Source organism: Pseudomonas sp. NBRC 111124 (assembly GCF_001320245.1).
GTDB lineage: Bacteria > Pseudomonadota > Gammaproteobacteria > Pseudomonadales > Pseudomonadaceae > Aquipseudomonas.
Map to the genome: position 1 here is coordinate 105,232 of NZ_BCBA01000016.1, position 25,163 is coordinate 130,394.

21 protein-coding genes are annotated in these 25,163 nt (G+C 63.7%); 5 read left to right on the plus strand and 16 right to left on the minus strand.

Annotated elements, in window-relative coordinates; translation table 11 throughout:
* The first annotated feature begins 26 nt into the window (after positions 1-26).
* The gene (locus APH28_RS08625) at positions 27-1,574 is read left to right on the plus strand and encodes an AmpG family muropeptide MFS transporter (RefSeq protein ID WP_060508531.1); all 1,548 of its coding nucleotides are present in this window, start codon (positions 27-29) and stop codon (positions 1,572-1,574) included.
* A 70-nt stretch (positions 1,575-1,644) separates the two neighbouring features.
* On the opposite strand, the gene APH28_RS08630 is transcribed toward APH28_RS08625, so the two are convergent.
* From APH28_RS08630 to APH28_RS08640, 3 genes are all read right to left on the minus strand, one after another.
* On the minus strand, positions 1,645-2,889 hold the full coding sequence (locus APH28_RS08630; protein WP_060508532.1) for an MFS transporter: 1,245 nt from the start codon (positions 2,887-2,889) through the stop codon (positions 1,645-1,647).
* 122 nt (positions 2,890-3,011) lie between these two features.
* On the minus strand, positions 3,012-3,854 hold the full coding sequence (locus APH28_RS08635; RefSeq protein WP_060508533.1) for a mechanosensitive ion channel family protein: 843 nt from the start codon (positions 3,852-3,854) through the stop codon (positions 3,012-3,014).
* Positions 3,855-3,970: 116 nt separating this feature from the next.
* Positions 3,971-4,456 carry a YajQ family cyclic di-GMP-binding protein gene (locus APH28_RS08640; protein WP_060508534.1) on the minus strand — a complete coding sequence of 162 codons (486 nt, stop codon included), beginning with the start codon at positions 4,454-4,456 and terminating at the stop codon, positions 3,971-3,973.
* Positions 4,457-4,558: 102 nt separating this feature from the next.
* Between APH28_RS08640 and APH28_RS08645 the strand changes: the two genes are divergently transcribed.
* Genes APH28_RS08645 through APH28_RS08655 form a run of 3 tightly spaced genes read left to right on the plus strand, consistent with a single transcriptional unit; the run spans position 4,559 to position 8,105 of the window.
* Positions 4,559-5,476, plus strand: coding sequence for a putative 2-dehydropantoate 2-reductase (locus tag APH28_RS08645; RefSeq protein ID WP_060508535.1), 918 nt, complete (start codon positions 4,559-4,561; stop codon positions 5,474-5,476).
* A 30-nt stretch (positions 5,477-5,506) separates the two neighbouring features.
* On the plus strand, positions 5,507-7,537 hold the full coding sequence (locus APH28_RS08650) for an ATP-binding protein (RefSeq protein ID WP_060508536.1): 2,031 nt from the start codon (positions 5,507-5,509) through the stop codon (positions 7,535-7,537).
* Between the two features lies 1 nt (position 7,538).
* Positions 7,539-8,105, plus strand: a complete 567-nt coding sequence (locus APH28_RS08655) for a cob(I)yrinic acid a,c-diamide adenosyltransferase (RefSeq protein ID WP_060508537.1) — start codon at positions 7,539-7,541, stop codon at positions 8,103-8,105.
* 116 nt (positions 8,106-8,221) lie between these two features.
* Here APH28_RS08655 and APH28_RS08660 read toward each other — a convergent pair whose 3' ends face one another.
* The 4 genes from APH28_RS08660 to secA form a co-directional block, all read right to left on the minus strand.
* Positions 8,222-9,166, minus strand: coding sequence for a Nudix family hydrolase (locus APH28_RS08660; protein WP_060508538.1), 945 nt, complete (start codon positions 9,164-9,166; stop codon positions 8,222-8,224).
* On the minus strand, positions 9,163-9,795 hold the full coding sequence (locus APH28_RS08665) for a glutathione S-transferase family protein (RefSeq protein ID WP_060508539.1): 633 nt from the start codon (positions 9,793-9,795) through the stop codon (positions 9,163-9,165). The genes APH28_RS08660 and APH28_RS08665 overlap by 4 nt, the downstream gene beginning before the upstream one ends.
* Before the next feature lie 54 nt (positions 9,796-9,849).
* Positions 9,850-11,067 (minus strand): bifunctional glutamate N-acetyltransferase/amino-acid acetyltransferase ArgJ, encoded by a 1,218-nt coding sequence (gene argJ, locus APH28_RS08670; protein WP_060508540.1) that lies wholly within the window; start codon positions 11,065-11,067, stop codon positions 9,850-9,852.
* Between the two features lie 88 nt (positions 11,068-11,155).
* On the minus strand, positions 11,156-13,891 hold the full coding sequence (gene secA / locus APH28_RS08675) for a preprotein translocase subunit SecA (RefSeq protein ID WP_060508541.1): 2,736 nt from the start codon (positions 13,889-13,891) through the stop codon (positions 11,156-11,158).
* Positions 13,892-14,190: 299 nt separating this feature from the next.
* On the opposite strand from secA, the gene APH28_RS08680 reads away from it, so the two are divergent.
* Positions 14,191-14,652, plus strand: a complete 462-nt coding sequence (locus APH28_RS08680; RefSeq protein WP_060508555.1) for a DUF721 domain-containing protein — start codon at positions 14,191-14,193, stop codon at positions 14,650-14,652.
* 55 nt (positions 14,653-14,707) lie between these two features.
* Here APH28_RS08680 and lpxC read toward each other — a convergent pair whose 3' ends face one another.
* The 9 genes from lpxC to murD all read right to left on the minus strand — a co-directional run bounded on the left by lpxC (position 14,708) and on the right by murD (position 25,158).
* Complete coding sequence (gene lpxC / locus APH28_RS08685) at positions 14,708-15,619, minus strand: UDP-3-O-acyl-N-acetylglucosamine deacetylase (protein WP_060508542.1); 912 nt, start codon at positions 15,617-15,619, stop codon at positions 14,708-14,710.
* Positions 15,620-15,733: 114 nt separating this feature from the next.
* Positions 15,734-16,930 carry a cell division protein FtsZ gene (gene ftsZ / locus APH28_RS08690; protein ID WP_003260772.1) on the minus strand — a complete coding sequence of 399 codons (1,197 nt, stop codon included), beginning with the start codon at positions 16,928-16,930 and terminating at the stop codon, positions 15,734-15,736.
* Between the two features lie 55 nt (positions 16,931-16,985).
* The gene (gene ftsA, locus APH28_RS08695) at positions 16,986-18,248 is read right to left on the minus strand and encodes a cell division protein FtsA (RefSeq protein WP_012274055.1); all 1,263 of its coding nucleotides are present in this window, start codon (positions 18,246-18,248) and stop codon (positions 16,986-16,988) included.
* A gap of 14 nt (positions 18,249-18,262) precedes the next feature.
* Complete coding sequence (locus APH28_RS08700; protein ID WP_060508543.1) at positions 18,263-19,132, minus strand: cell division protein FtsQ/DivIB; 870 nt, start codon at positions 19,130-19,132, stop codon at positions 18,263-18,265.
* Positions 19,133-19,137: 5 nt separating this feature from the next.
* Positions 19,138-20,094, minus strand: a complete 957-nt coding sequence (locus tag APH28_RS08705; RefSeq protein WP_060508544.1) for a D-alanine--D-alanine ligase — start codon at positions 20,092-20,094, stop codon at positions 19,138-19,140.
* The gene (murC, locus tag APH28_RS08710; protein WP_060508545.1) at positions 20,091-21,539 is read right to left on the minus strand and encodes a UDP-N-acetylmuramate--L-alanine ligase; all 1,449 of its coding nucleotides are present in this window, start codon (positions 21,537-21,539) and stop codon (positions 20,091-20,093) included. Before murC ends, APH28_RS08705 begins: the two co-directional genes overlap by 4 nt.
* A complete protein-coding gene (murG, locus tag APH28_RS08715; protein ID WP_060508546.1) occupies positions 21,532-22,611 on the minus strand; it encodes an undecaprenyldiphospho-muramoylpentapeptide beta-N-acetylglucosaminyltransferase in 1,080 nt (359 codons plus the stop codon). Before murG ends, murC begins: the two co-directional genes overlap by 8 nt.
* Positions 22,601-23,815, minus strand: coding sequence for a putative lipid II flippase FtsW (gene ftsW, locus APH28_RS08720; RefSeq protein ID WP_060508547.1), 1,215 nt, complete (start codon positions 23,813-23,815; stop codon positions 22,601-22,603). The genes murG and ftsW overlap by 11 nt, the downstream gene beginning before the upstream one ends.
* Positions 23,812-25,158 carry a UDP-N-acetylmuramoyl-L-alanine--D-glutamate ligase gene (gene murD / locus APH28_RS08725; protein ID WP_060508548.1) on the minus strand — a complete coding sequence of 449 codons (1,347 nt, stop codon included), beginning with the start codon at positions 25,156-25,158 and terminating at the stop codon, positions 23,812-23,814. The genes ftsW and murD overlap by 4 nt, the downstream gene beginning before the upstream one ends.
* Positions 25,159-25,163 lie beyond the last annotated feature (5 nt).

The following is a 25,163-nucleotide window of genomic DNA, read 5'->3' on the forward strand; positions in this document are numbered from 1 at the left end:
CGCAAATTTGAGGCAGATGTTGGCCCATGCCCCGTAAAACCTGGCGCGCTGCGCTCGCTGCCTATGCCAGCCCGTCAACCTTGGTACTTTTGCTGCTCGGCTTTGCTGCCGGTCTGCCCTACATGCTGGTGTTCTCGACCCTGTCGGTGTGGCTGCGCGAAGCGGGCGTGGCCCGTGAAACCATTGGCTACGCCAGTCTGATCGGCCTGGCCTATGCCTTCAAATGGGTCTGGTCGCCACTGCTCGACCAGTGGCGTCTGCCGCTGCTTGGCGGCCTGGGCCGTCGGCGTTCGTGGCTGCTGTTGTCGCAATCGCTGGTGGTGATCGGCCTGGTCGGCATGAGCCTGTGCGACCCGCAGCAACACCTTTCCTGGCTGATTGCCCTGGCGGTGCTGGTGGCTTTCGCCTCCGCCACCCAGGACATCGCCGTCGATGCCTATCGCCTCGAGATTGCCGACGATCAGCGCCAGGCAGCCCTCGCCGCCAGCTACATGGCCGGTTACCGGGTCGCTGCCCTGCTCGCCACCGCAGGCGCGCTGTTCTTCGCCGAATGGTTCGGTTCCACCGGCTTCAGCTACCTGCACAAGGCCTGGGCCGGCACCTACGTGCTGTTCGGCGTGATGATGCTGCCAGCATTGTTCACCACCCTGGTGATGCGTGAGCCATCGGTGCCGATGCGCACCCAGCTGTCGGCCGCGCGCTACGGCCTGATGCATCAGATGGCCTCGGTATTCGTGTTGATCATCCTGCTGGTGTCGGTACCGGCCAGCTTCACCCAGATGTTCAACACCGGCTGGTCGAGCGTGATTTCCGGCGACGCGACGCCGCTCGACCTGCTGCTCGAAGACCGTGCCTTCCTGCGCCTGATCCTCTACGTGCTGCTGACCTGGGCCTGCCTTTCGGGTATGGGCCGACGCGGCCTGGCTCCGGTGCTGACACCAGTGCACGACTTCATCGCCCGTTACCGCTGGCAGGCCCTGCTGCTGCTCGGGCTGATCGCTACCTACCGCATGTCGGACACGGTCATGGGCGTCATGGCCAACGTGTTCTACATCGACATGGGCTTCACCAAGGACCAGATCGCCAGCGTCAGCAAGGTTTTCGGCCTGATCATGACCTTGGTCGGTGCCGGCGTCGGCGGCTTGCTGATCGTGCGTTTCGGCATCCTGCCGATCCTGTTCATCGGCGGCGCGGCCTCGGCGGCCACCAACATCCTGTTCCTGATGTTGGCCGACATGGGGCCGAACCTTGAAATGCTGGTGGTGACCATTTCCCTGGACAACTTCAGCTCCGGTCTGGCCACCTCGGCGTTCGTCGCCTACCTGTCGAGCCTCACCAACCTGAAGTTCTCGGCCACGCAATACGCGCTGCTCAGCTCGATCATGCTGTTGCTGCCGCGCCTGATCGGCGGCTATTCAGGGGTGATGGTGGAGAAGTACGGGTATCACGACTTCTTCCTGATCACTGCGCTGCTGGGGGTGCCCACGCTGATTCTGATCGCGCTGCACTGGCGCCAGGAAGTGAGCCGGGGAAAGCAGGTACCGGTGGATAACCCGGCAACTGAGCAGCCGTGATAGTTCTCCACTGCCTGCACCGGCCTCTTCGCGGGTTTACCCGCGAAAGGGCCGGTACAGGCAACAATGATTATTGAGCCACAGCCCCTTCCCCGGGCCGTCCGCCTACCACGAACCAGAGCGGCCACAGCGCCAGGGCACCTGCCACACCGGCAGCCAGGGCAAAGTGCAACAGGCTCGCACCTGCCCCGATCATCGCCATTACCGCGCCACCGAGCCCCAGCAAGGCAATGGTGATCATCCCCAGCATCGCCGATACCAGTCCTTTGCTCTGCTCGCTGGCGAACAGCGTCATGCGGTAGAGCACCGCATTGGCCACACCCAACCCCAAGGCATACAACGACATGCCGGCGACCACGCTGGTCACCGTCGGCCACATCCAAGTCGCCAGCACCATCAGGCACAGCCCGGCCAGATACGGCCCCAGCGCGCCACGCACCAAAGCCGGCAGCGGGTACCGATCGGCAATGCGGTTGATGATCAGGTTACCCAGGATCAAGCCACCGAACACGGGCAGCTGCCACAGCGCATATTCCATCGTGCTCAGCCCCTCATCGTGGATAAGCAGCACCGGCGACAGGCCGATCCAGCCAATCAGCGGTAGGCCCACCAGGCCCAGTGCGGCACTGCCGGCGACGAACTTGCGGTTGGCCAGCAGCTGGCCATAGCCGGCGAGCAGCGGCAGCAGGTGGATCGGTGTGAATGCCAGGCGCGAGCCGTCGCGGCGTTCCACGCCGAGGGTTTCCGGCATCAGGCGATACAGCAGCAGCCAGCACAGCACTGCGCCAATGGCAAAGGCCACGAACAACCAGCGCCAGTCCAGCCACTGCAGCATCAGCGTACCGACCAGTGGCCCGAGCAGCGGCGATAGCAAGGCGATATTGGCCAGCAACGCCATCATGCGCACCGCGTCCGCTTCGCTGAACGACTCGTTCAGCGCCGGGTAGCTGACCGTCACCACGAAGCCCAGGCCGATGCCCTGCAGCAGCCGCAGCAGGTTGAACAGGCCGATATCCTGCACCCAGTAGGTGGCCAGGCAGGCGACGCCGAAGAACGCGCAGCCGGCCAACAGCAGCGGGCGCCGGCCGTAGCGATCGGCCAGCGGGCCAATCAGCCATTGCAGCACCACGCCACCGAGCAGGTACAGGTTGAGCGCGTGGGGGATGTATTCGGGGTTGGCGTTCAGGTGCTCGACCACCACCGGCATGGCCGGCATCACGGCGTCGCTGGCCAGGTAAGTGAGCAGCTCGAACAGGGCCAAGGTCAGGCCAAACAGCAGGGCTCGAAGAGGAGTGATGTAGAGCAGTGGTTTCATGATGGCGTATCAGGTGCAGGCAGGAGGGGTCAGGCTATATGCCAGAAATGGCGGGGAATTGCTGTGAACAAGTGTAAGGGGCTGAAAAAGAATGGGGCCGCTTTCGCGGCCCCGGTCTGGCTTTACTGCGCTGCAGTCTCCTGCACCACACGAATCACCCGCTGCGGGAACGGAATGTCGATGCCTTCGGCCTTCAACTGGTCACGGGCATGCTCGTTGAGCATGAACATCACGTCCCAGTAGTCGGCGGTCTTGGTCCACAGGCGCAGCGACACCGTGATCGAGCTGTCACCCAGGGTCGAGACTACCGCCTGCGGTGCCGGGTCCGGCAGCACGCGCGGGTCCTGCGCCAGCTCCAGCAGCACCTGACGTGCCTTCTGCAAGTCGGCCTCGTAGTCCACACCCACATCGAACACTACCTTGCGCGTCGGCTGGCGGTTGGTGTTAGTGATGATGCCGTTGGACAGGCTGCCGTTCGGCATGATCACAGTCTTGTTGTCACCTGTGCGTAGCACGGTGTGGAAGATCTGAATGCTGTCGACGGTACCGGATACACCCTGTGCTTCGATCCAGTCGCCGATGCGGAACGGGCGGAACATCAGGATCAGCACGCCACCGGCGAAGTTCGCCAGGCTGCCCTGCAACGCCAGGCCGACAGCCAGCACCGCACCACCCATGGCTGCCACGAACGAGGTGGTCTCGATGCCGATCATCGACGCCACACTGATCGCCAGCATCACCTTCATGACGATGTTGGCCAACGTGCGAATGAAACCCTGCAACGCCGGGTCCGCGACCCGCAGGCCGACAAGCTTGGCCAGCCGGTCACTGATCTTGTTGGTGATCCACCAACCGATGGCCAAGGTCACCAGCGCAAGCAGCAGACGGCTGCCATACGCCATGATCATCGGGATCCAGGTCTGCGATTGGCGGACCAGCTGATCGACTTCAGCGTTCAAATCCATGCATTCATCTCCTGATGCCGTGCGGCACGTACACAGTAAAGCAGGCCGCCGGTCATCCAGCGGCCATGGCCCCCATGGACATCATTGCGCCATCGAGGTTCCGGGCAACCCTGCGATCAGTCGCGGAAGTTGTTGAACTGGACTGGCATGTCGAATTCCTTGGTGCGCAGCAGGGCAATGGCTTCCTGCAGGTCGTCGCGCTTCTTGCCGGTGACACGCACTTGCTCGCCCTGAATGGCGGCCTGGACCTTGAGCTTGCCGTCCTTGATGGTGGCGACGATCTTCTTGGCCAGGTCCTTGTCGATGCCTTCGCGGAACTTGGCTTCCTGTTTCTTTTCCTTGCCCGAGGCGTACGGGTCCTTGGTTTCCAGGCACTTCACATCGATCTTGCGCTTGACCAGCGCCAGGCGCAGGATTTCCAGCATGGCTTCGAGCTGGAACTCTTCTTCGGCGGTCAGCACCACGGTCTGCTCCTTGTCCTTGAACTCGAAGCTGCCCTTGCCCTTGAGGTCATAGCGGCGGTCGAGGTCCTTGATGGCGTTGTCGACTGCGTTCTGCACTTCGTGCTTGTCCAGTTCCGATACCACGTCGAACGAAGGCATGGGTATTCTCCATAAAATAAAAGCGCGCTCAGTCTGAACATGGAGCGCGTCGGTGTTAGAAGGTTAAAATGCGGGCTCATTATAACGGGTTGCGAAACGCAGATGAGCAGCACCTGGCATATTCTCGGCGCCGGTAGCCTCGGCAGCCTCTGGGCCTGCCGCCTGGCACGCGCCAGCAAGGCGGTACGCCTGATCCTGCGCGATGCGCAGCGCCTGCAGGCCTACCAGCATGCCGGCGGCCTGACCCTGGTCAAACAGGACCAGGCCAGCGTCTACGCCATCCCGGCCGAAACGGCCGAGACCGGCGGGCCCATTCATCGCCTGCTGGTGGCCTGCAAGGCCTACGATGCCGCCCCTGCCATCGCCCGCCTGCTGCCGCGGCTGGCTGAAGGCGCAGAAATCGTACTGCTGCAGAACGGCCTCGGCAGCCAGGACGAAGTCGCCGACCAGGCCCCCCTCGCCCGCTGCATCTTCGCCTCCAGCACCGAAGGCGCGTTCCGCGAGGACGACTGGCGGGTGCGTTTCGCCGGCCATGGTTTCAACTGGCTGGGCGACCCGGCCAACCCCGCCCTCCCCGAATGGTTCACCGACCTCAGCGACGCCGGCATCCCGGGCGAGTGGACAGTCGACATCCTTACCCGCCTGTGGCGCAAGCTGGCGCTGAACTGCGCCATCAACCCGCTGACCGTGCTCCATGACTGCCAGAACGGCGGGTTGCTCGGGCACCTCGGCGAGGTCGAGGCGCTAAGCAAGGAGCTTGCCGAACTGCTGCGCCGTTGCGGCCAGCCCGAAGCGGCAACCGACCTGGACGAAGAAGTGCAGCGGGTGATCCTGGCCACAGCCGCCAACTACTCTTCGATGTATCAGGACGTGCGCGCTGGCCGGCGTACCGAGGTGCACTACCTGCTTGGCCACGCGTGCCGGGCAGCAGAGCGCCACGGCATGGTGCTGCCACGGCTGGAACACCTGCACCAGCGCCTTGTCGATAACCTGCGAGCGCGTGGCTTGCCCAGCGCCTGACCTCAACCCAATACGGACATTGCCTTGCCCATGAGCCTGCGCCAACGCCTGGAAAACCTCCCGGTCGGGCAGAAACTGCTGGCGGCCCTGCTGGTACTGCTGGTGACCATCTTGCTGGTGGCCAACCTGACCTTCATCAGCGCCGCCTACTGGATCACCCAGGAGAGCATGGCGCCGCAGGCATTGCAGACCATCGGCAAGCTGGTGGCCAACCCGCAGCTATCGGCCCGTGCCGGCGACTCCGCCGAGACTGCCACTGCTCTGCTCAAGGAATTGGACAGCTACACGCCGCTACGCGCTGCCGCCGTCTACGGTGGCGACGGCAACATGCTGGCCCAGTTGCAGCACGGCGAGCCACTGGTCCTGCCCAAGCGCTACCGCAACATCGACGGCTGGCGCCTGATGGAATTTCGCAGCACCCAGCTGATCCGCATCCCGCGCGATGCCAGCCCGCCGGCGCACCTGCTGCTGGTAGCCAGCAGCGAACTGCCTACGGCGTTCTACACCGGCACGCTCAGCGCCAGCCTAGCCATCCTGGTGTTCAGCATCCTGCTGTGGATGATCGTCGCCCGGCAGATCAAGCGCCTGATCACCCAGCCGATCAACCAGCTCGAACAGCTCAGCCGTCAGGTCACCCGCGAAGAAAGCTATGCCTTGCGCGCCACCCGCGGCAACGACGACGAGATCGGCAGCCTCGCCGAAGCCTTCAACACCATGCTTTCGCGCATCGAGGCCCGCGAGCAGCAGCTCAAGCGTACCCGCGACGAATTCCAGACAGCCTACGATCAGGCCCAGGGCCTGGCCGAAGAAACCCGCCACACCAATCGCAAACTGGAGCTGGAAGTCCAGGTACGCAGCAAGATCGAGAAAAAGCTCACCGGCTTCCAGAACTACCTCAACAGCATCATCGATTCCATGCCCTCGGCTCTGATCGCCCTCGATGAGCAGCTCTACGTCACCCAATGGAACCACGAAGCCACGGTGCTCTCCGGCACGCCGCTGGACGAAGCGCTGAACCAACCGATCTTCATCGCCTTCGAGCCGCTCAAGCCGTTCCTGCCGCAGCTCAAGGAAAGCGTCGAAAAGCACCGGGTAGCGAAGATCGAGCGGGTCACCTGGCCCAAGGGCGATGACCTGCGCCATTACGCCCTGACCTTCTACCCGCTGATGGGCGGCGGCGGCCGCGGCGTGGTCATCCGTATTGACGACATCACCGAGCGCCTGTCGCTGGAAGAGATGATGGTGCAATCAGAGAAGATGCTCTCGGTCGGCGGCCTCGCTGCCGGCATGGCCCACGAAATCAACAACCCGTTGGGCGCGATCCTGCACAACGTGCAGAACATTCGTCGGCGCCTGTCGCCGGAGCTGCCGCGCAACCAGGAACAGGCCAGCGAACTGGGCATCGACCTGCCCAGCGTCAACCGTTACCTGGAAAACCGCGAAGTGCCGCAACTGCTTGACGGCATTCAGCAGGCCGGTGCCCGCGCCGCCAAGATCGTCACCCACATGCTCAGCTTCAGCCGCCGCAGCAACCGCCAGCTGGCGCCTTGCGAACTGCCGGCCCTGATCGACCAGGCCGTGGAAATCGCCAGCAACGACTTCGACCTGACCATCGGCTTCGACTTCAAGGGGCAGGCCATCGTCCGCCAGTTCGACCCCAACCTGGGCCCGGTGCCTTGCACCGCCAACGAACTGGAGCAGGTGCTGCTGAACCTGCTGAAAAACGCCGCACAGGCCATCCATCAGCGGCCGCAGCCCAGCGAGCCCGGGCGCATCATCCTGCGCACGAAGCTCAATCCGCCGTGGGCCGAGATCCAGGTCGAGGACAATGGCGTGGGCATGCCCGAAGCCGTTCGCAAGCGCACCTTCGAGCCGTTCTTCACCACCAAGGAGATCGGCCAGGGCACCGGGCTCGGGCTGTCGGTTTCATACTTCATCATCACCAACAACCACAAGGGGCAGATGGAAGTGCAGTCCACGCCCGGCCAGGGCACCTGCTTCACCCTGCGCCTGCCCCTCGGCCAGCCGCCAGCGGCGGTGCCGACCCACAAGGAGGCATGACATGGGCTATCGCCTGTCCAAAATCTACACCCGCACTGGCGACAAGGGCGAAACCGGCCTGGGCGATGGGCGGCGGGTGCCGAAGGACCACCCGCGGGTCGAAGCGATCGGTGAGGTGGACAGCCTGAACAGCCAGCTCGGGCTGTTGCTGGCCGGGCTGGCTGATCACAAGCTGGATGAGGTGAGCGACGTTCTGGCGCCTTGCCAGCATCGCCTTTTCGACCTTGGCGGCGAATTGGCGATGCCCAGCTACCAGGCCTTGAACCAGGCTGAAATTGAGCGGCTAGAGGCAGCAATTGATGTGTGGAACGACGAGCTGGGCCCGCTGAAGAATTTCATTCTACCCAGTGGTTCGGCGCTGGTGGCGCAGGCCCATGTGTGCCGTAGCCTGGCGCGTAGTGCAGAGCGGCGGTGTCAGCAGCTGAATGCGCTGGAGCCGTTGGAGGGGGTGGGGTTGGCGTATATCAACCGGCTTTCGGACTTGTTGTTCGTGGCAGCCCGGATCATTGCCAGACGACAAGGGATTGCCGAGGTATTGTGGCAGCCTGCAGAAAAGCCTCAGGGCTGATAGTGCTGAGGCTGCTTTGCAGCCCTTTCGCGACACAAGGCCGCTACTACAGGAGAACGCGATCCCTTGTAGGAGCGGCCTTGTGTCGCGAATGGGCCGCAAAGCGGCCCGAATGCTCAGGCCTCAGGCCAGAACGCGCGAATCCCGGCAACACCTTGGGCTCCGGCCTCCCAGGCCTTCTCTCGCTCACCCGGCCCAACTCCGCCCAGCAGGTAAACCGGCTGGTTGAACCCGGCAATCAGCCGCTGCGCCTCATCCCACCCCAATGGCACCGCCTCGGGATGGGTCTGGGTCGCCTGTACCGGCGACAGTGTGACGAAATCCACGCCCATCTGCTCGGCCAGTACCAGCTCTTCGGCACTGTGACACGACGCTGCCAACCAGCGCTCTTTGGGGAACGGGCGGCCTTTGGCCGCGTACTTGCGCAACTGCGCGGCGGTCAGGTGCCAACCGGCGGACGGGAAGTCGCCTAGCCACTCAAGCGGCCCCTTGAGCATGAGCTGCGCCTTGCCGGCGCACAGCCCGACTGCGTCCACCGCCACATCGCGGTACTTGGGGTCGTACATGTCCGGGGCGCGCAGCTGGATCAGGCGAATGCCATTGGCCACGGCCTTCTGGATACCCTTGAGCATTTGCGGCACTTCCAGGCCATCCGGCGTGATCAGGTACTGATCCGGCAGGCGCGCAGCGGCGACAATCGGCTTGTTGGCTTCAGGGAACTCGTACTGGGCAAGGTCCCGTGGTGCGACCCAGGCCAGTGGCTGGCCTTCGGCGCCATGGGGCTCGCCGGTGAAGGCATCGACCTCGCGAACATCCAGCAGCACCTGCTTGTCCGGGTAGTCGTGGCTGACCTTGATCAGCGCCCGCGAACGGGTCACTTCGATGCCCAGCTCTTCGCGCAGTTCGCGGGCCAGCGCCGCTTCGACGCCCTCACCCTCTTCCACCTTGCCGCCGGGGAATTCCCACAGGCCGCCCTGGTGCTGAGTATCGGCGCGGCGCGCAATCAGAATGCGGCCGTCACTACCCCGGATCACCGCGGCTACAACATGAATCCGTTTCAACCTTCACGCTCCGCCAGGCCAGCTTGCTGCCAGGCCTGGAAGGCCGGCCACTGGTAAATGGTTTCGATATAGGTAGCGGCCTCGGCGGGCACTTCCACACGGTAGGTACGCAGGCGCACCGCCACCGGGGCGAAGAAGGCATCGACCAGGGTCGGCTTGCCGAACAGGAACGGCCCGTTGTCCTTGGCGACCAGTCGGCACTCGGACCACAGCGCGACGATGCGGTCGATGTCCACCTGCACATCCAGTGGGATGCTCTCCAGCGCCTGGTCACGGGTCAGGTCGAACGGCATGGCCCCGCGCAGGGCGAAGAAGCCGCTGTGCATCTGCGCGCAGGCCGAGCGGGCCTGGGCACGGGCAGCCACATCGGCCGGCCACAGCTGGGCCTCGGGGTGGCGCTCGTTGAGGTATTCGGCAATGGCCAGGGAGTCGGCGATCACCCCGTGCTCGGTCTTGAGCAGCGGCACCTTGCCGGTGGCGGAGAATTCGAGGATGCGCTTGCGGGTGTCAGGCTGGTTCAGTTTGATCAGCGTTTCTTCATAAGCGACGCCGGCCAGTTCGAGGGCCAGGGCGCCACGCAGCGACCAGGAAGAATACAATTTGTCGCCGATGATCAGGTGATAGCTCATGGTTCGGCTCCATGTCTTTGGGGAATTTGGGGCCGCTGTGCGGCCCCATTTACATCAGGTGCGGTATTCGGCGTTGATCTTCACGTATTCGTGGGACAGGTCGGTGGTCCAGATGGTTTCGCTGCACTGGCCACGGCCAAGCTCGATACGGATGGTGATCTCTTCCTGGGCCATCACGGCCGAACCCTGCGCTTCGGTGTAGCTCGGGCTGCGGCCGCCTTGGCTGGCGATGCACACGTCGCCCAGATAGACGTCGATCAGGCTCACGTCCAACTCCGGCACGCCGGCACGGCCCACGGCGGCCAGAATGCGGCCCCAGTTCGGGTCGGAGGCGAACAGCGCGGTCTTGATCAGCGGCGAGTGGGCCACGGCGTAACCAACGTCCAGGCACTCTTGGTGGTTGCCACCGCCGTTGACCTGTACGGTGACGAACTTGGTCGCGCCTTCGCCGTCACGAACGATGGCCTGTGCCACTTCCATGCACACTTCAAACACGGCTTTCTTCAGCGCTTCGAACAGCGCGCCGCTGGCTTCGGTGACTTCCGGCAGGTTGGCCTTGCCGGTGGCGATCAGCATGCAGCAGTCGTTGGTCGAGGTGTCGCCGTCGATGGTGATGCGGTTGAACGACTTGTTGGCGCCGTCGAGGATCAGGTCCTTGAGCACGGCCGGAGCGACCTTGGCGTCGGTGGCGATGTAGCCGAGCATGGTGGCCATGTTCGGGCGGATCATGCCGGCGCCTTTGCTGATGCCGGTCACGGTGACGGTCACGCCATCGTGCTGGAACTGGCGGCTGGCACCTTTTGGCAGGGTGTCGGTGGTCATGATGCCGGTGGCAGCTTCAGCCCAGTGGTTTTCCGACAGGTTGTCCAGGGCGGCCTGCAGCGCGCCTTCGATCTTCTCGACCGGCAGTGGCTCGCCAATCACACCCGTGGAGAAAGGCAGCACCGACTCGGCCGGCACGCCGGTCAGTTCGGCCAGCTTGGCGCAGGTACGTTCGGCGGCGGCCAGGCCTGGCGCGCCGGTACCGGCGTTGGCATTACCGGTGTTGGTCAGCAGGTAGCGCACGGTGCCCTGCACCCGCTGCTTGGACAGGATCACCGGAGCTGCACAGAAGGCATTGAGGGTGAACACGCCAGCCACGCTGGAGCCTTCAGCGCAGCGCATGACCACCACATCCTTGCGCCCAGGACGCTTGATGCCGGCAGAAGCAATACCGAGTTCAAAACCCGGAACCGGGTGCAGGGTGGGCAAAGGACCAAGACCAACAGCCATTAGAGCGCTCCTAGAAAAACGGTGAATATGGAAAAAGGGGGCCGCAATGCGGCCCCCAAGGTTGTCACGATACAGCAATCAGGTCAGGTCACTCGATCTGACCATGGCAATGCTTGAACTTCTTGCCCGAACCACACCAGCACGGCTCGTTGCGGCCCAGCTTCAGGTCGTTGCGCACCGGGGCAGCAGCCACGGCCACCTCGGCGCCCTCCTCGCTCAGCTCCTCGCTTTCGAGGCCCGGCGCGGCGGCATGCTGGAACTGCATGCGGCTGGCAAGCTCTTCGGCTTCGCGGCGCAGGCGGGCTTCTTCTTCGGCCGGGTCTTCGCGGCGTACCTGAACGTGCGACAGCACGCGGATGGTGTCGCGCTTGATCGACTCGAGCAGCTCCTGGAACAGGGTGAACGACTCGCGCTTGTACTCCTGCTTCGGGTTTTTCTGCGCGTAACCACGCAGGTGGATACCGTGACGCAGGTGGTCCATGGTCGACAGGTGGTCTTTCCACAGGTCGTCCAGCACACGCAGCAGGATCTGCTTCTCGAAGGTACGCAAGGCGTCGATACCGGCCTGGTCTTCCTTCTCGGTGTACGCGGTGGTGATTTCGTTCAGCAGCTTCTCGCGCAGGGTCTCCTCATAGAGGTGATCGTCCTCGTCCAGCCACTGCTGGATCGGCAGCTTCATGGCGAAGTCGCTGGCCAACGAAGCTTCGAGGCCGGCCACGTCCCACTGCTCTGGCAGCGACTGCGGCGGGATGTGCTGGCTGATGGTGGCGTCCAGCACTTCCTGGCGGAACTCGACGATGGTATCGCCAATGTTCTCGGCCGCCAGCAAGCTGTTGCGCATGTGGTAGATCACCTTGCGCTGTTCGTTGGCCACGTCATCGTATTCGAGCAGCTGTTTGCGAATGTCGAAGTTGCGGCCTTCGACCTTGCGCTGTGCTTTTTCGATGGCGTTGGTGACCATGCGGTGCTCGATGGCCTCGCCGGACTGCATGCCCAGTGCCTTCATGAAGTTCTTCACCCGGTCAGAGGCGAAGATGCGCATCAGGCTGTCTTCCAGCGACAGGTAGAAGCGGCTCGAACCCGGGTCGCCCTGACGACCGGAACGGCCACGCAGCTGGTTGTCGATACGGCGCGATTCGTGGCGCTCGGAGGCGATCACGTGCAGGCCACCGGCTTGAATCACCTGCTGGTGACGCTTCTGCCAGTCGGCCTTGATCTGGGCGATCTGCTCGGGCGTCGGGTTTTCCAGGGCGGCCACTTCGGCTTCCCAGTTACCGCCCAGCAGGATGTCGGTACCACGGCCGGCCATGTTGGTGGCGATGGTCAGCGCACCCGGGGCACCGGCTTGCGCGATGATCTCGGCTTCCTTCTCGTGGTACTTGGCGTTCAGGACCTTGTGGTCGATCCCTTCCTTCTTGAGCAGGTTCGACATGTGCTCCGAGGTTTCGATGGTGGCGGTACCCACCAGGATCGGGCGGCCCTGGGTCATGCTCTCTTTGATGTCGGCAATGATCGCGGCGTATTTCTCGTCGGCGGTCAGGTACACCAGGTCGTTGAAGTCTTTGCGCGCGAGTGGCTTGTTCGGCGGAATGACCATCACGTTGAGGGCGTAGATCGACTGGAACTCGAACGCTTCGGTGTCAGCGGTACCGGTCATGCCGGACAGCTTGGTGTAGAGGCGGAAGTAGTTCTGGAAGGTGGTCGAAGCCAGGGTCTGGCTTTCAGCCTGGATGTTCAGGTTCTCTTTCGCCTCGATGGCCTGGTGCAGGCCTTCGGACAGGCGACGGCCGGGCATGGTACGGCCGGTATGCTCGTCGATCAGCAGGACCTGGCCGTCCTGGACGATGTACTCGATGTTGCGGTGGAACAGCTTGTGCGCACGCAGGCCGGCGTAGACGTGGGTCAGCAGGCCCAGGTTGTGCGCCGAGTACAGGCTTTCGCCTTCGGCCAGCAGGCCAGCCTGGGTCAGCATCTCTTCGATGAACTGGTGACCGGCTTCGTTGAGTTCGACCTGGCGGCTCTTCTCGTCGATGGTGAAGTGGCCTTCCTGGGTGACCTGGCCTTCGACTTCTTCGATGTGCTGGGTCAGACGCGGGATCAGGCGGTTGATCTCGATGTACAGCTTGGAGCTGTCCTCGGCCTGGCCGGAGATGATCAACGGGGTACGCGCTTCGTCGATGAGGATCGAGTCGACTTCGTCGATCACGGCGAAGTTCAGTTCACGCTGGAACTTCTCTTCCTGGCTGAACGCCATGTTGTCGCGCAGGTAGTCGAAACCGAATTCGTTGTTGGTGCCGTAGGTGATGTCGGCTGCATAAGCGGCGCGCTTTTCCTCAGGCGGCTGGAAAGCCGAGACGATGCCCACGGACAGACCGAGGAATTCGTACAGCGGACGCATCCAGTTGGCGTCGCGGCGGGCCAGGTAGTCGTTCACCGTGACCACGTGCACGCCCTTGCCGGACAGTGCGTTGAGGTAGACGGCCAGGGTACCGACCAAGGTCTTGCCTTCACCGGTACGCATTTCTGCGATCATGCCCTCGTGCAGGGTCATGCCGCCGATCAGCTGCACGTCGAAGTGGCGCATGCCCATGACACGCTTGCCGGCCTCGCGGGCCACGGCGAAGGCTTCGGGCAGCAACTGGTCCAACGTCTCGCCTTTGGCCAGGCGCTCCTTGAACTCTGCGGTCTTGCCCCGCAGTTGCTCATCGGAGAGGGCCACCATCTTCTCTTCGAAGGCATTGACGATAGCTACCGTCTTGAGCATGCGTTTGACTTCACGCTCGTTCTTGCTTCCAAAAAGTTTTTTTAACAAAGGCGCAAACATATCGGCAGGATCTTCCACACGTAGGGATGGAGGGCGGCCCCATGAGTCGCCCGTGCAGCCCTGAGGCCGCATGCGAACGAGCATTCTACCCGGAAACGATGGTGAGGAAAGTGGTCGATTGCCACGATGCTGGCACAGCGCTTAGGCGGGGGCTTTTCTAAGATAGGGGCATTTTCCCTGAGTTCAACCCGCAGGTTGATGAAACGTAGCGAGAACGACTCGTATCGTGTCCCACGAAGCAGTCAGTGCAGGTTGCGCAAGTGTTAGACTGCCGACCTTGCCACCTCATGCATACCGCCATGGCCTACAAACCTTCCCCCGCCCAGCCGCCCGCCACCCTGCTGCGTCAGAACCGCCCACTGCGCCTGCTGCTGAACCAGGCCGAACGCCTGGCGCACCTGCAGCGCCTGCTGGAAAGCCAGCTGCAGCCGGCCGCTCGCGAGCATTGCCATGTGGCCTCGTGGCGCGATGGCACGTTGCTGCTGGTGGTGACCGACGGCCACTGGGCCACGCGCCTGCGCTACCAGCAAAAGCGCCTGCAACGCCAGCTCCAGGCCCTGGAAGCATTCGGCAACCTGCAGCGCATCCTCTACAAGGTGCAGCCACCGCTGGTACCGGCCAAGCGCGGTGGCAACACGACCGAGCTGTCGAACGATGCTGCCGAGAGCATCCGCGACTCAGCTGAAGGCATCGCCGACCCGAAGCTGCGTGCCGCCCTGGAACGCCTGGCAAGCCACGCGCAACGCAAAGAAAAGCCCTGAAATAAAGAAGGCCACCCGAAGGTGGCCTTAATCACACTAGAGAGAGTGTTCGAACTTACACGGCCGCAACAGGGCGCATGTACGAGATCGGTGCCGTGCTGGCATCTTCGAAAGTGACCACTTCCCAGGCATCGGTTTCAGCAATGAGCTTGCGCAGCAGCTGGTTGTTCAGCGCGTGGCCGGACTTGTAGCCCTTGAACTCGCCGATCAGGCTGTTGCCCAGCAGGTAAAGGTCGCCAATGGCGTCGAGGATCTTGTGCTTGACGAATTCGTCATCGGAACGAAGGCCGTCTTCGTTGAGCACACCAGTCTCGTCGACCACGATGGCGTTCTCGACACTGCCACCCAACGCAAGGTTGTGCTTGCGCAGGTACTCGATGTCACGCATGAAGCCGAAAGTACGGGCGCGGCTGACTTCCTTCACGAACGAGGTGCTGGAGAAGTCGACGACCGCACTCTGGGTCTGGCCCTTGAGGACCGGGTGATCGAAGTCGATCTCGAAGCTCACCTTGAACCCGTCGAATGGCAGGAAGGTGGCGCTCTTGTCGCCCTCCACCACTGTCACTTCGCGCAGGATGCGGATGAACTTCTTGGCTGCGTCCTGCTCTTCCAGGCCGGCAGACTGAATCAGGAATACGAAGGGACCGGCGCTGCCATCCATGATCGGCACTTCCGAGGCGGAGAGCTCGACGTAGGCGTTATCGATGCCCAGGCCCGCCATGGCGGAGAGCAGGTGCTCGACCGTATCGACCTTGACGTCACCGTTGACCAGCGTGGTGGACATGGTGGTCTCACCGACGTTGGCCGCACGCGCCGGGATCTCGACCACAGGGTCAAGGTCGGCGCGACGGAAGACGATGCCGGTGTCGACAGGCGCAGGCTTGAGGGTCAGGTAGACCTTCTCCCCGGAGTGCAGGCCGACGCCCGTGGCACGGATGGTATTCTTCAGGGTGCGTTGTCTAATCATGGCATTGGCCGCTTCAGCGCAAATAATGCGAACAGGTATCAACAAAGGCTGGGGATGATAACAGACCCGGCCTTTGCTGAACACCAATCACCCTTATACCCCTGATAAATTCCATCAATCGGCCTGACGACGCAGGAAGGCTGGGATATCGAGGTAGTCCAGGTCATCCTGAGGGTTGAGTTTAGCTGCCGCCGCGGCACCTGCGTGGGCCTGGTTGCGCATCACGGTCGGGCGCTCCAGGTCACGGTAGTTGACGGCTGGCTGCTCCTGGCGAACCGGCGCCGGGTTGGAAGCCTCGTACACCTGCTGAGCGGTCTGCAGGGTGTTGTCGACCACCTTGACCGGTTTTTCGATGCGCGCGCCCAGCCCTGTGGCAACCACGGTCACGTGCAGCTCGTCACGCATGTCAGGGTCGATCACGGTGCCCACCTTGACCATCGCGTGGTCCGAGGCGAAGGCTTCGATGATGCTACCCACGTCGGAGTATTCACCCAGCGACAGGTCAGGACCTGCGGTGATGTTCACCAGGATGCCGCGGGCGCCCTGCAGGTTGACGTCTTCGAGCAGCGGGTTGCGGATTGCCGCCTCGGTGGCTTCGCGCGCACGGTTCGGGCCGCTAGCGCAACCGGTCCCCATCATCGCCATACCCATTTCGCCCATGACGGTGCGTACGTCGGCGAAGTCGACGTTGATCATGCCCGGGCGCTTGATGATGTCGGAGATACCGCGAACGGCACCGGCCAGGACATCGTCAGCCTTGGCAAAGGCGGACAGCAGGCTGGCATCTTTGCCCAGGATGGTCAGCAGCTTCTCGTTCGGGATGGTGATGAGCGAGTCGACGCTCTCAGCCAGCATGCGGATGCCTTCATCGGCGATCTGCATGCGCTTGCGGCCTTCGAACGGGAACGGACGGGTCACCACTGCAACGGTGAGAATGCCCATTTCCTTGGCCACTTCGGCGATGATTGGCGCCGCGCCGGTACCGGTACCGCCGCCCATGCCGGTGGTGATGAACACCATGTTGGTGCCCTGCAGCACCTCGGCGATGCGCTCACGGTCTTCCAGCGCGGCCTGACGGCCGACTTCCGGATTGGCACCTGCACCCAGACCCTTGGTCACGCCGGTACCCAGTTGCAGGATGGTGCGTGCGCCGATGTTTTTCAGCGCCTGGGCATCGGTGTTGGCGCAGATGAACTCGACGCCTTCGATGCTGCTTTTCACCATGTGGTTGACGGCGTTGCCGCCGCCACCGCCAACGCCGATCACTTTGATGACCGGACTTTGCGGGACGTTGTCTACGAGCTCGAACATTTTCCCTCTCCTTACAGTTCTCTAGTTGTTGCGCCTACCACTACTGCTTTGAAACTTAGAAGTTGCCCTGGACCCACTTCTTGAAGCGCTCAAGCACTGGGGCCTTCGGTTCATCGCCATAGCTGTTGTTGCTGCTGTTGCTGTTACCGGTCAGGACCAGGTCCTCGGACTGCTTGAGCAGGCCGTAGGTGAGCAAGCCCACGCCGGTGGAATAGATCGGGTTGCGCACCACGTCGCTCAGCCCCCGAACGCTGTGCGGTACGCCCAGGCGTACCGGCATGTGGAAGATTTCTTCGGCCAGTTCCACGGCACCTTCCATCTTCGCGGTGCCGCCGGTGAGGACGATGCCGGCTGGCACCAGGTCCTCGTAGCCGCTGCGGCGCAGCTCGGCCTGGATCAGGGTGAAGAGCTCGTCGTAACGCGGCTCCACCACCTCGGCCAGGGCCTGGCGCGACAGCTCGCGCGGTGGGCGGTCGCCCACGCTCGGCACCTTGATGGTCTCGCCGGCGCCGGCCAGTTTGGCCAGGGCGCAGGCGTAGCGGATCTTGATTTCTTCGGCGTACTGGGTCGGTGTACGCAGGGCCATGGCGATGTCGTTGGTGACCTGGTCGCCGGCAATCGGGATCACCGCGGTGTGGCGGATCGCCCCTTCGGTGAAGATGGCGATGTCGGTGGTACCGCCACCGATGTCCACCAGGCACACGCCCAGCTCTTTCTCGTCATCGGTCAGCACCGAGTAGGCCGAGGCCAGCTGCTCGAGGATGATGTCGTCGATTTCCAGGCCGCAGCGGCGTACGCACTTCTCGATGTTCTGCGCCGCGTTGACCGCACAGGTGACCACGTGAACCTTGGCTTCCAGACGCACGCCGGACATGCCCAGCGGCTCGCGCACGCCTTCCTGGTTGTCGATCACGTAGTCCTGCGGCAGGGTGTGCAGCACGCGCTGGTCAGCCGGAATGGCCACCGCTTGTGCGGCGTCGAGCACGCGTTCGAGGTCGGCAACGCTGACCTCGCGGTCGCGGATGGCGACGATGCCGTGGGAGTTCAGGCTACGGATGTGGTTGCCGGCCACGCCGACGAACGCCGAGTGGATGCGGCAGCCGGCCATCAGCTGGGCTTCTTCCACCGCGCGCTGGATCGACTGTACGGTCGACTCGATGTTCACCACCACGCCTTTCTTCAGGCCGCGGGACGGATGGGTGCCGATGCCCACGATCTCGAGGGTGCCGTCTTCGCCCACTTCACCCACCAGCGCCACCACCTTGGAGGTGCCGATGTCCAGCCCGACGATCATTTTGCCGCTATGCGCGTTTGCCATGGTCCTGCCTCTCTCTAATTCTTCGCAACGGCGGGTTTGGCCGTCGTCGGTGCGTTCGGTTCCCGCCAGCCAACGGCAAGTCCGTTGGCGTATCGCAGATCAATGCGGGCGATATTGGTGATCTGCTCTTTGAGTGTCTTGTCGTAAATGGCAATGAAACGGCGCATCTTCTCCACCAGATGGTCGCGCCCCAACAGCAGCTCGATACCTGGGCCTGCGCTGTTCGCACCGGTGGTCAGGAACCAGCTGCCGCGCTCACGCAGCTCCAGACGCACGATGGAAAAGCCCAGGGGGCGCAGCATCTGGCTCAACACCTGATACTGCTGCATGACTTGTTGCTGCGCGCGCTGCGGCCCGGCCAGCTGCGGCAGGTGCTCGTAGTTGGCCAGCTCGCGCGGGGTGAAGGCCTGGCCCTGGTTGTTGAGCAGGGCCTCGTCGCCCCAGCGTGCCACCGGCAGCTGTTCTTCCAGGCGAATCACCACCTCGTCCGGCCACACCCGGCGCACTTCGGCGTGGGCGATCCACGGCATTTGCTCGAGCTCGGCGCGCATCGCGGTGAGGTCGACGCTGAAGAAGCTCGCCGCCACATACGGCGCAATGCGCTGCTGCACCGATTGCTGGCTGATGTAGCTGAGGTCACCCTGCACGTCGATCTTGGTGATCGGCCGGTCGGCATAGGGCATCAGGCGGATGGCGCCCTCGTAGGCACCGAACCCTGCAGCCACCAGCACGATCGGCCACAGCAGGCGCTTGAGGCCACCCAGGCTAGGCCGCGGCAGGCGCGCCGATACGGGCTCGTCGGCCACCAGTCGGCTGGCACCACGCGGCACCGGCTTGCTACGGCCGGTAACGGGTTGCTGCTGACGTATCATTGCGCCTTGCATGATGGTTAACCTCGCGTCTTCACGCTTTCAGCCAGGATCGCCAGCACCAGTTGCTGGAAGTCCAGGCCGGCCGCGCGGGCCGCCATGGGCACCAGGCTATGATCAGTCATGCCCGGTGCGGTGTTGACTTCGAGCAGCCAGAACCGGCCCTGCTCGTCCTGCATCACGTCCAGCCGGCCCCAGCCTTCGATGCCGATGGCATCGCAGGCGCGCGCGGTCAGGTCGATCAGTTCCTGCTCTTTGGCACTGTCCAGGCCGCACGGGATGCGGTACTGGGTGTCATTGGCGATGTACTTGGCGTCGTAGTCGTAGAACACGTGCGGAGTGCCCAGGGCAATCGGCGGCAGCACCTGGCCACGCAGAACCGCGATGGTGAACTCCGGGCCGTGAATCCATTGCTCGACCAGCACTTGCGAATCGTAGTGGGCGGCATCCTTCCAGGCGGCGACCAGCTCTTCCACGCTGTGCACCTTGGCCATGCCGATGCTGGAACCTTCATGGGCCGGTTTGACGATCAACGGGAAGCCCAGTTCCGTACCGGCGGCAACACAGTCGTTTTCGCTGCCCAGCACCGCGTGGCGCGGGGTCGGAATGCCCAGGCTCTGCCACACCTGCTTGGTGCGCAGTTTGTCCATGGCCAGCGCCGAAGCGAGGATACCGCTGCCGGTGTAGGGAATGCCCAGGCACTCGAGCAGGCCCTGCATGCTGCCGTCTTCACCGCCACGGCCGTGGAGGATGATGAAGGCGCGGTCGATCTTCTCGTTCTGCAGGCGCGCCAGCAGGTCGTCACCGACATCGATGGCGACCACGTCGACACCGGCAGTGGTCAGGGCGTCGATCACCGCGGCGCCGGACTTCAGCGACACTTCACGCTCGGCGCTCTTGCCGCCGTACAGCACGGCCACGCGGCCGAACGCTTTCACGTCCAGGGTCGAGTGCAGTTGTTCGTAGGCGCTGGTCATTTCGACTTCTCCTGCTTGGCGCCAGCGAACAGCGGGCTTTTCATCAGTTGCGGGGCCAGGCCACCGACATCACCGGCACCCTGGCAGAGCAGAATGTCGCCAGCACGCAGCAGTGGCTTGACCAGCGGCGCCAGTTCGGCGCCACGTTCGATGTAGATCGGGTCCAGCTTGCCGCGCTGGCGGATGCTGTGGCAAAGCTGACGGCTGTCGGCACCCGGGATCGGCTCTTCACCGGCCGGGTACACTTCCATCAGCAGCAGCACGTTGGCATCGCCCAGTACCTGGACGAAATCGTCGTACAGGTCACGGGTGCGGCTGTAACGGTGCGGCTGGTAGACAATCACCAGGCGGCGGCTTGGCCAGCCACCGCGCACGGCCTTGATCACCGCTGCCACTTCGGTCGGGTGATGACCATAGTCGTCGACCAGCATCACGCTGCCGCCGTCGACCGGCAGTTCGCCGTACACCTGGAAGCGTCGGCCGACACCCTGGAAACCGGACAGGCCCTGAACGATGGCTTCATCGCTGATGCCTTCGTCGGTGGCGATGGCGATAGTGGCCAGCGCGTTGAGCACGTTGTGGTTGCCGGGCATGTTCACCGACACCTCGAGCGGCTCGCAGTCACGGCGCAACACGGTGAAATGGGTCTGCATCCCCTGCTGACGCACGTTGATGGCGCGGATGTCGGCCTCTTCGCTGAAGCCGTAGGTGACGGTCGGACGCTTGACCTGAGGCAGGATCTCGCGCACCACAGGGTCGTCCAGGCACATCACGGCCAGGCCGTAGAATGGCAGGTTGTGCAAAAACTCGACGAAGGTCTTCTTCAGCTTGTTGAAGTCGCCTTCATAGGTCGCCATGTGATCGGCGTCGATGTTGGTGACCACGGCCACCATCGGCTGCAGGTGCAGGAAGCTGGCATCGCTTTCGTCAGCTTCGGCAATCAGATAACGGCTAGTGCCCAGCTGCGCATTGGTGCCGGCAGCGGTCAGCCGGCCACCGATGACAAAGGTCGGGTCCAGGCCGCCAGCGGCGAATACCGAGGCCAGCAGGCTGGTGGTGGTGGTCTTGCCGTGGGTACCGGCAACCGCCACGCCATGACGGTAACGCATCAGCTCGGCGAGCATCTCGGCACGTGGCACCACCGGGATGCGACGTTCAAGGGCAGTGGCAACTTCCGGGTTGGCCGTGTTGATCGCACTGGACACCACCAGCACATCGGCATTGGCAGCGTTCTCGGCGCGGTGGCCGACGAAGATTTCAGCGCCGAACGACTCCAGGCGCTCGGTGACCGGCGACGCCTTGAGGTCGGAACCGGACACCTGGTAGCCCAGGTTCAGCAGCACTTCAGCGATGCCGCACATGCCCACGCCGCCAATACCGACGAAGTGGATGCGGTTGATGCGGCCCATCTTTGGCTGGGGCATGGCTTTCTGGCTTTCAACCATGGGCCACCTCCAGGCAGATATCGACCACGGTGCTGGTTGCAGCAGGTTTGGCCAGGCGCCGCGCGGCGCCAGCCATGGTGTTGAGTTTCTCGGGTTGCATCAGCACCTCGTTCAGGCGTTCAGCGAGTTGCGCTGCGCCAGTTGTCGCTTGTGGCATGAGGAAGGCAGCGCCTTCCCGGGCCAGATATTGGGCGTTGTGGGTCTGGTGGTCGTCGATGGCGTGGGGCAAGGGCACCAGCATCGAAGGCAGGCCCGCCGCCGCGAGTTCGCTGACGGTCAGGGCACCGGCCCGGCAGACCACGATATCGGCCCAGCCGTAGGCATGGGCCATGTCCTTGATGAACGGTTCGACCTGGGCCTCGACACCTGCCTCGCGGTAACGCTCGGCGGTGGCCGGCGCATGGTGCTTGCCAGCCTGGTGAAACACCTCTGGACGCAGGTTCGCCGGTACTTCGGACAGGGCGTTAGGCAACAATTTGTTCAATGGTTCCGCACCCAGGCTGCCACCCATGACCAACAGGCGCGCGCGGCGCTCGGCCAAGGGCGCACGCTGGGCATCCATGAACAGCTCCGGGCGCACCGGGTTGCCAGTGGTACGCAGCTTGTCGCTGGCGTCGAAGGTCGCCGGGAAGGCTTCGCAGACGCGCGCCGCGAACGGCAGCAGCAGGCGGTTGGTGGTGCCGGCGCGGGCGTTCTGCTCGTGGATCACCAGCGGCACGCCGCACAGCCGTGCGGCCACGCCGCCTGGGCCAGTCACATAGCCGCCGAAGCCGACCACGCACACGGGGTTGAGCTCCCGCACGATACGGCGTGCCTGAAGCACCGCCTTGACCAGGGTGAACGGTGCCTTGAGCAGCGACAACTTGCCCTTGCCGCGCAGGCCGCTGACCTGGATCAGGTGCAGTGGCAGACCGGCTTGCGGTACCAGTTCGTTCTCGATGCCACGCGGAGTGCCCAGCCAATGCACGGTGTACCCGCGCGCCTGGAATTCACGGGCGCAGGCCAGGGCCGGGAACACGTGGCCCCCGGTACCACCGGCCATGATCAGTACGTTCTTGCCGTCAGCGGCCATGACTGGTCTCCTCGGCAAAATCGCTTTCTTTGAATTCGTGCTCCTCGCTGCCCAGGTGCGTGCGGCTCTCCCATTCGATGCGCAGCAGCAACCCCACGCAGGCACAGCAGATCACCAGCGATGAGCCGCCATAGCTGAGGAACGGCAAGGTCAGGCCCTTGGTCGGCAACAAGCCGACGTTCACACCGATGTTGATCAGGAACTGACCGATCCACAGGAATGCCAGGCCAAACGCCATGTAGGCGGCAAAGAACTGCTTTGCCTTCTCCGCCCACAAGCCGATGTACAGCGCGCGAATGGTGACGAAGACAAACAGCGCGATGGTGACCAGCGAACCGACCACGCCCAGCTCTTCGGCCAATACCGAGAACACGAAGTCAGTGTGTGCCTCAGGCAGGTAGAACTGCTTCTGCACGCTGTTGCCCAGGCCGACACCCAGCCACTCGCCGCGGCCGAAGGCGATCAGTGCCTGGGTCAGCTGATAGCCGGAACCGAACTGGTCGGACCAGGGGTCGGTGAAGGTGATCAGACGCGCCATCCGGTACGGCTGCGCCTGCACCAGAATGAACACTGCAGCCACCGCCAGCACCACCATCAGGCTGAAGCGGAAAAGCCCCACCCCACCGAGGAACAGCATCGCCGCCGCGGCCCCCATCATTACCACGGTGGCACCGAAGTCCGGCTCCATCAGCAGCAGGGCGGCCATTGGCAGCAGCACGATGAAGGGCTTGAAGAAGCCCATCCAGGTTTCGCGCACCTCGGTCTGCCGACGCACCAGGTAGCCGGCCAGGTAGATGACGACGAAGACCTTGGCAATCTCAGAGGGCTGCACGTTGAAGAAGCTGAAGCCGATCCAGCGCATCGAACCGTTAACTTCACGGCCGATCCCCGGCACCAGCACCAGCACCAGCAGGCCGAAGGCGCCGATCAGCATCATGAAGCCCATGCGCTGCCAGGTGGCGATCGGCACCAGCATGGTCGCACCACAGGCGACCAGGCCAAGGAACACGTAAACCAAATGGCGGTACATGTGGTACAGCGGGTTTCCGGACTGCACCGCGGCCACTTCCGAGGACGCCGAGGTGATCATCACCAGGCCCAGGCCGAGCAGCGCCAGGCAACCGGCCAGCATGGCGAAGTCGAGGTCGACACCACGGCCGCTGATCAGCGGCGAAGGGTAAGGCTTGAGGATGCCGAAGATCATGCCAGCCCCTCCGCCGCCTGGGCGAACAGGCGCCCGCGCTCTTCGAAGTTCTTGAACATGTCGAGGCTGGCGCAGGCCGGCGACAGCAGCACGGCATCGCCCGCCTCAGCCAGCTCGGCGCACTGCTGCACGGCGTCGTCGAGGGTCTTGACCCGCACCAATGGCACGCCGTCGCCCAGGGCTTCGGCCAAGCGCTCGGCATCACGGCCGAGCAGCACAACGGCGCGGCAGAAGCGCTGGACCGGCTCGCGCAACGCGGCGAAATCGGCACCTTTGCCGTCGCCACCGGCGATCAGCACCAGCTTGCCGTCGATGTCCGCACCCAGGCCTTCGATCGCGGCCAGGGCGGCGCCGACGTTGGTGGCCTTGGAATCGTCGTACCAGTTGACGTCGTTGTGCTCACGGATCCACTGGCAGCGGTGCGCCAGGCCCTTGAACTCACGCAGCGCTTCAAGCATCGGCGCGAACGGCAGGCCGGCGGCATGGCCGAGGGCCAGGGCCGCCAGGGCGTTGCTCTGGTTGTGGGCGCCACGAATCTTCAGCTCACGCACCGGCATCAGCGTCTGGAATTCGTAAGCCAGGTATTTTTCGCCATCAACTTCACGCAGGCCGAAGGCCTTGAAATCAGGCTGGTTGAGGCCGAAGGTGAAGCATGGGCGGCCTTCCACCGGCAGCGGCCGGCTCAGGGCATCCTGGCGGTTGACCACGACCTGACGGGCACCACGGAAGATCCGGTGCTTGGCCAGGTGATAGGCCGGCAGGACGCTATAGCGGTCCATGTGGTCTTCGCTGATGTTCAGCACGGTGGCCACTTCGGCGTTGAGCTGGTCGGTGGTTTCCAGCTGGAAGCTCGACAGCTCCAGCACGTACAGCTCGACCTCATCGCTCAGCAGGTCCAGCGCCGGGGTGCCCAAGTTGCCGCCCACGGCCACGCGCTTGCCGGCCTTGACGGCCATTTCGCCGACCAGGGTGGTGACCGTGCTTTTCGCGTTCGAGCCGCTGATTGCCACGATCGGGGCCTTGGCATGGCGGGCGAACAGTTCGATGTCACCGGACAGCTGCACCCCACGCGCCGCTGCCTGCTGCAGGGCCGGGGTGGCCAGGGCCAGGCCCGGGCTCACGTACAGCTCGTTGGCGCGGCACAGGAAGTCCACATCCAGCTCACCACAGCGCACTTCCACCTGCGGGTAATCACGGCGCAGGGTTTCCAGTTCCGGCGGTTGCTCGCGGGTATCGGCGACCGCAAAGGCAATGCCCCGGTTCGCCAGGAAGCGAACCAGGGACATGCCGCTCTTGCCGAGGCCGACAACGATGCGGAATTGGTCGGAAGCGATCAATGACACGCTTT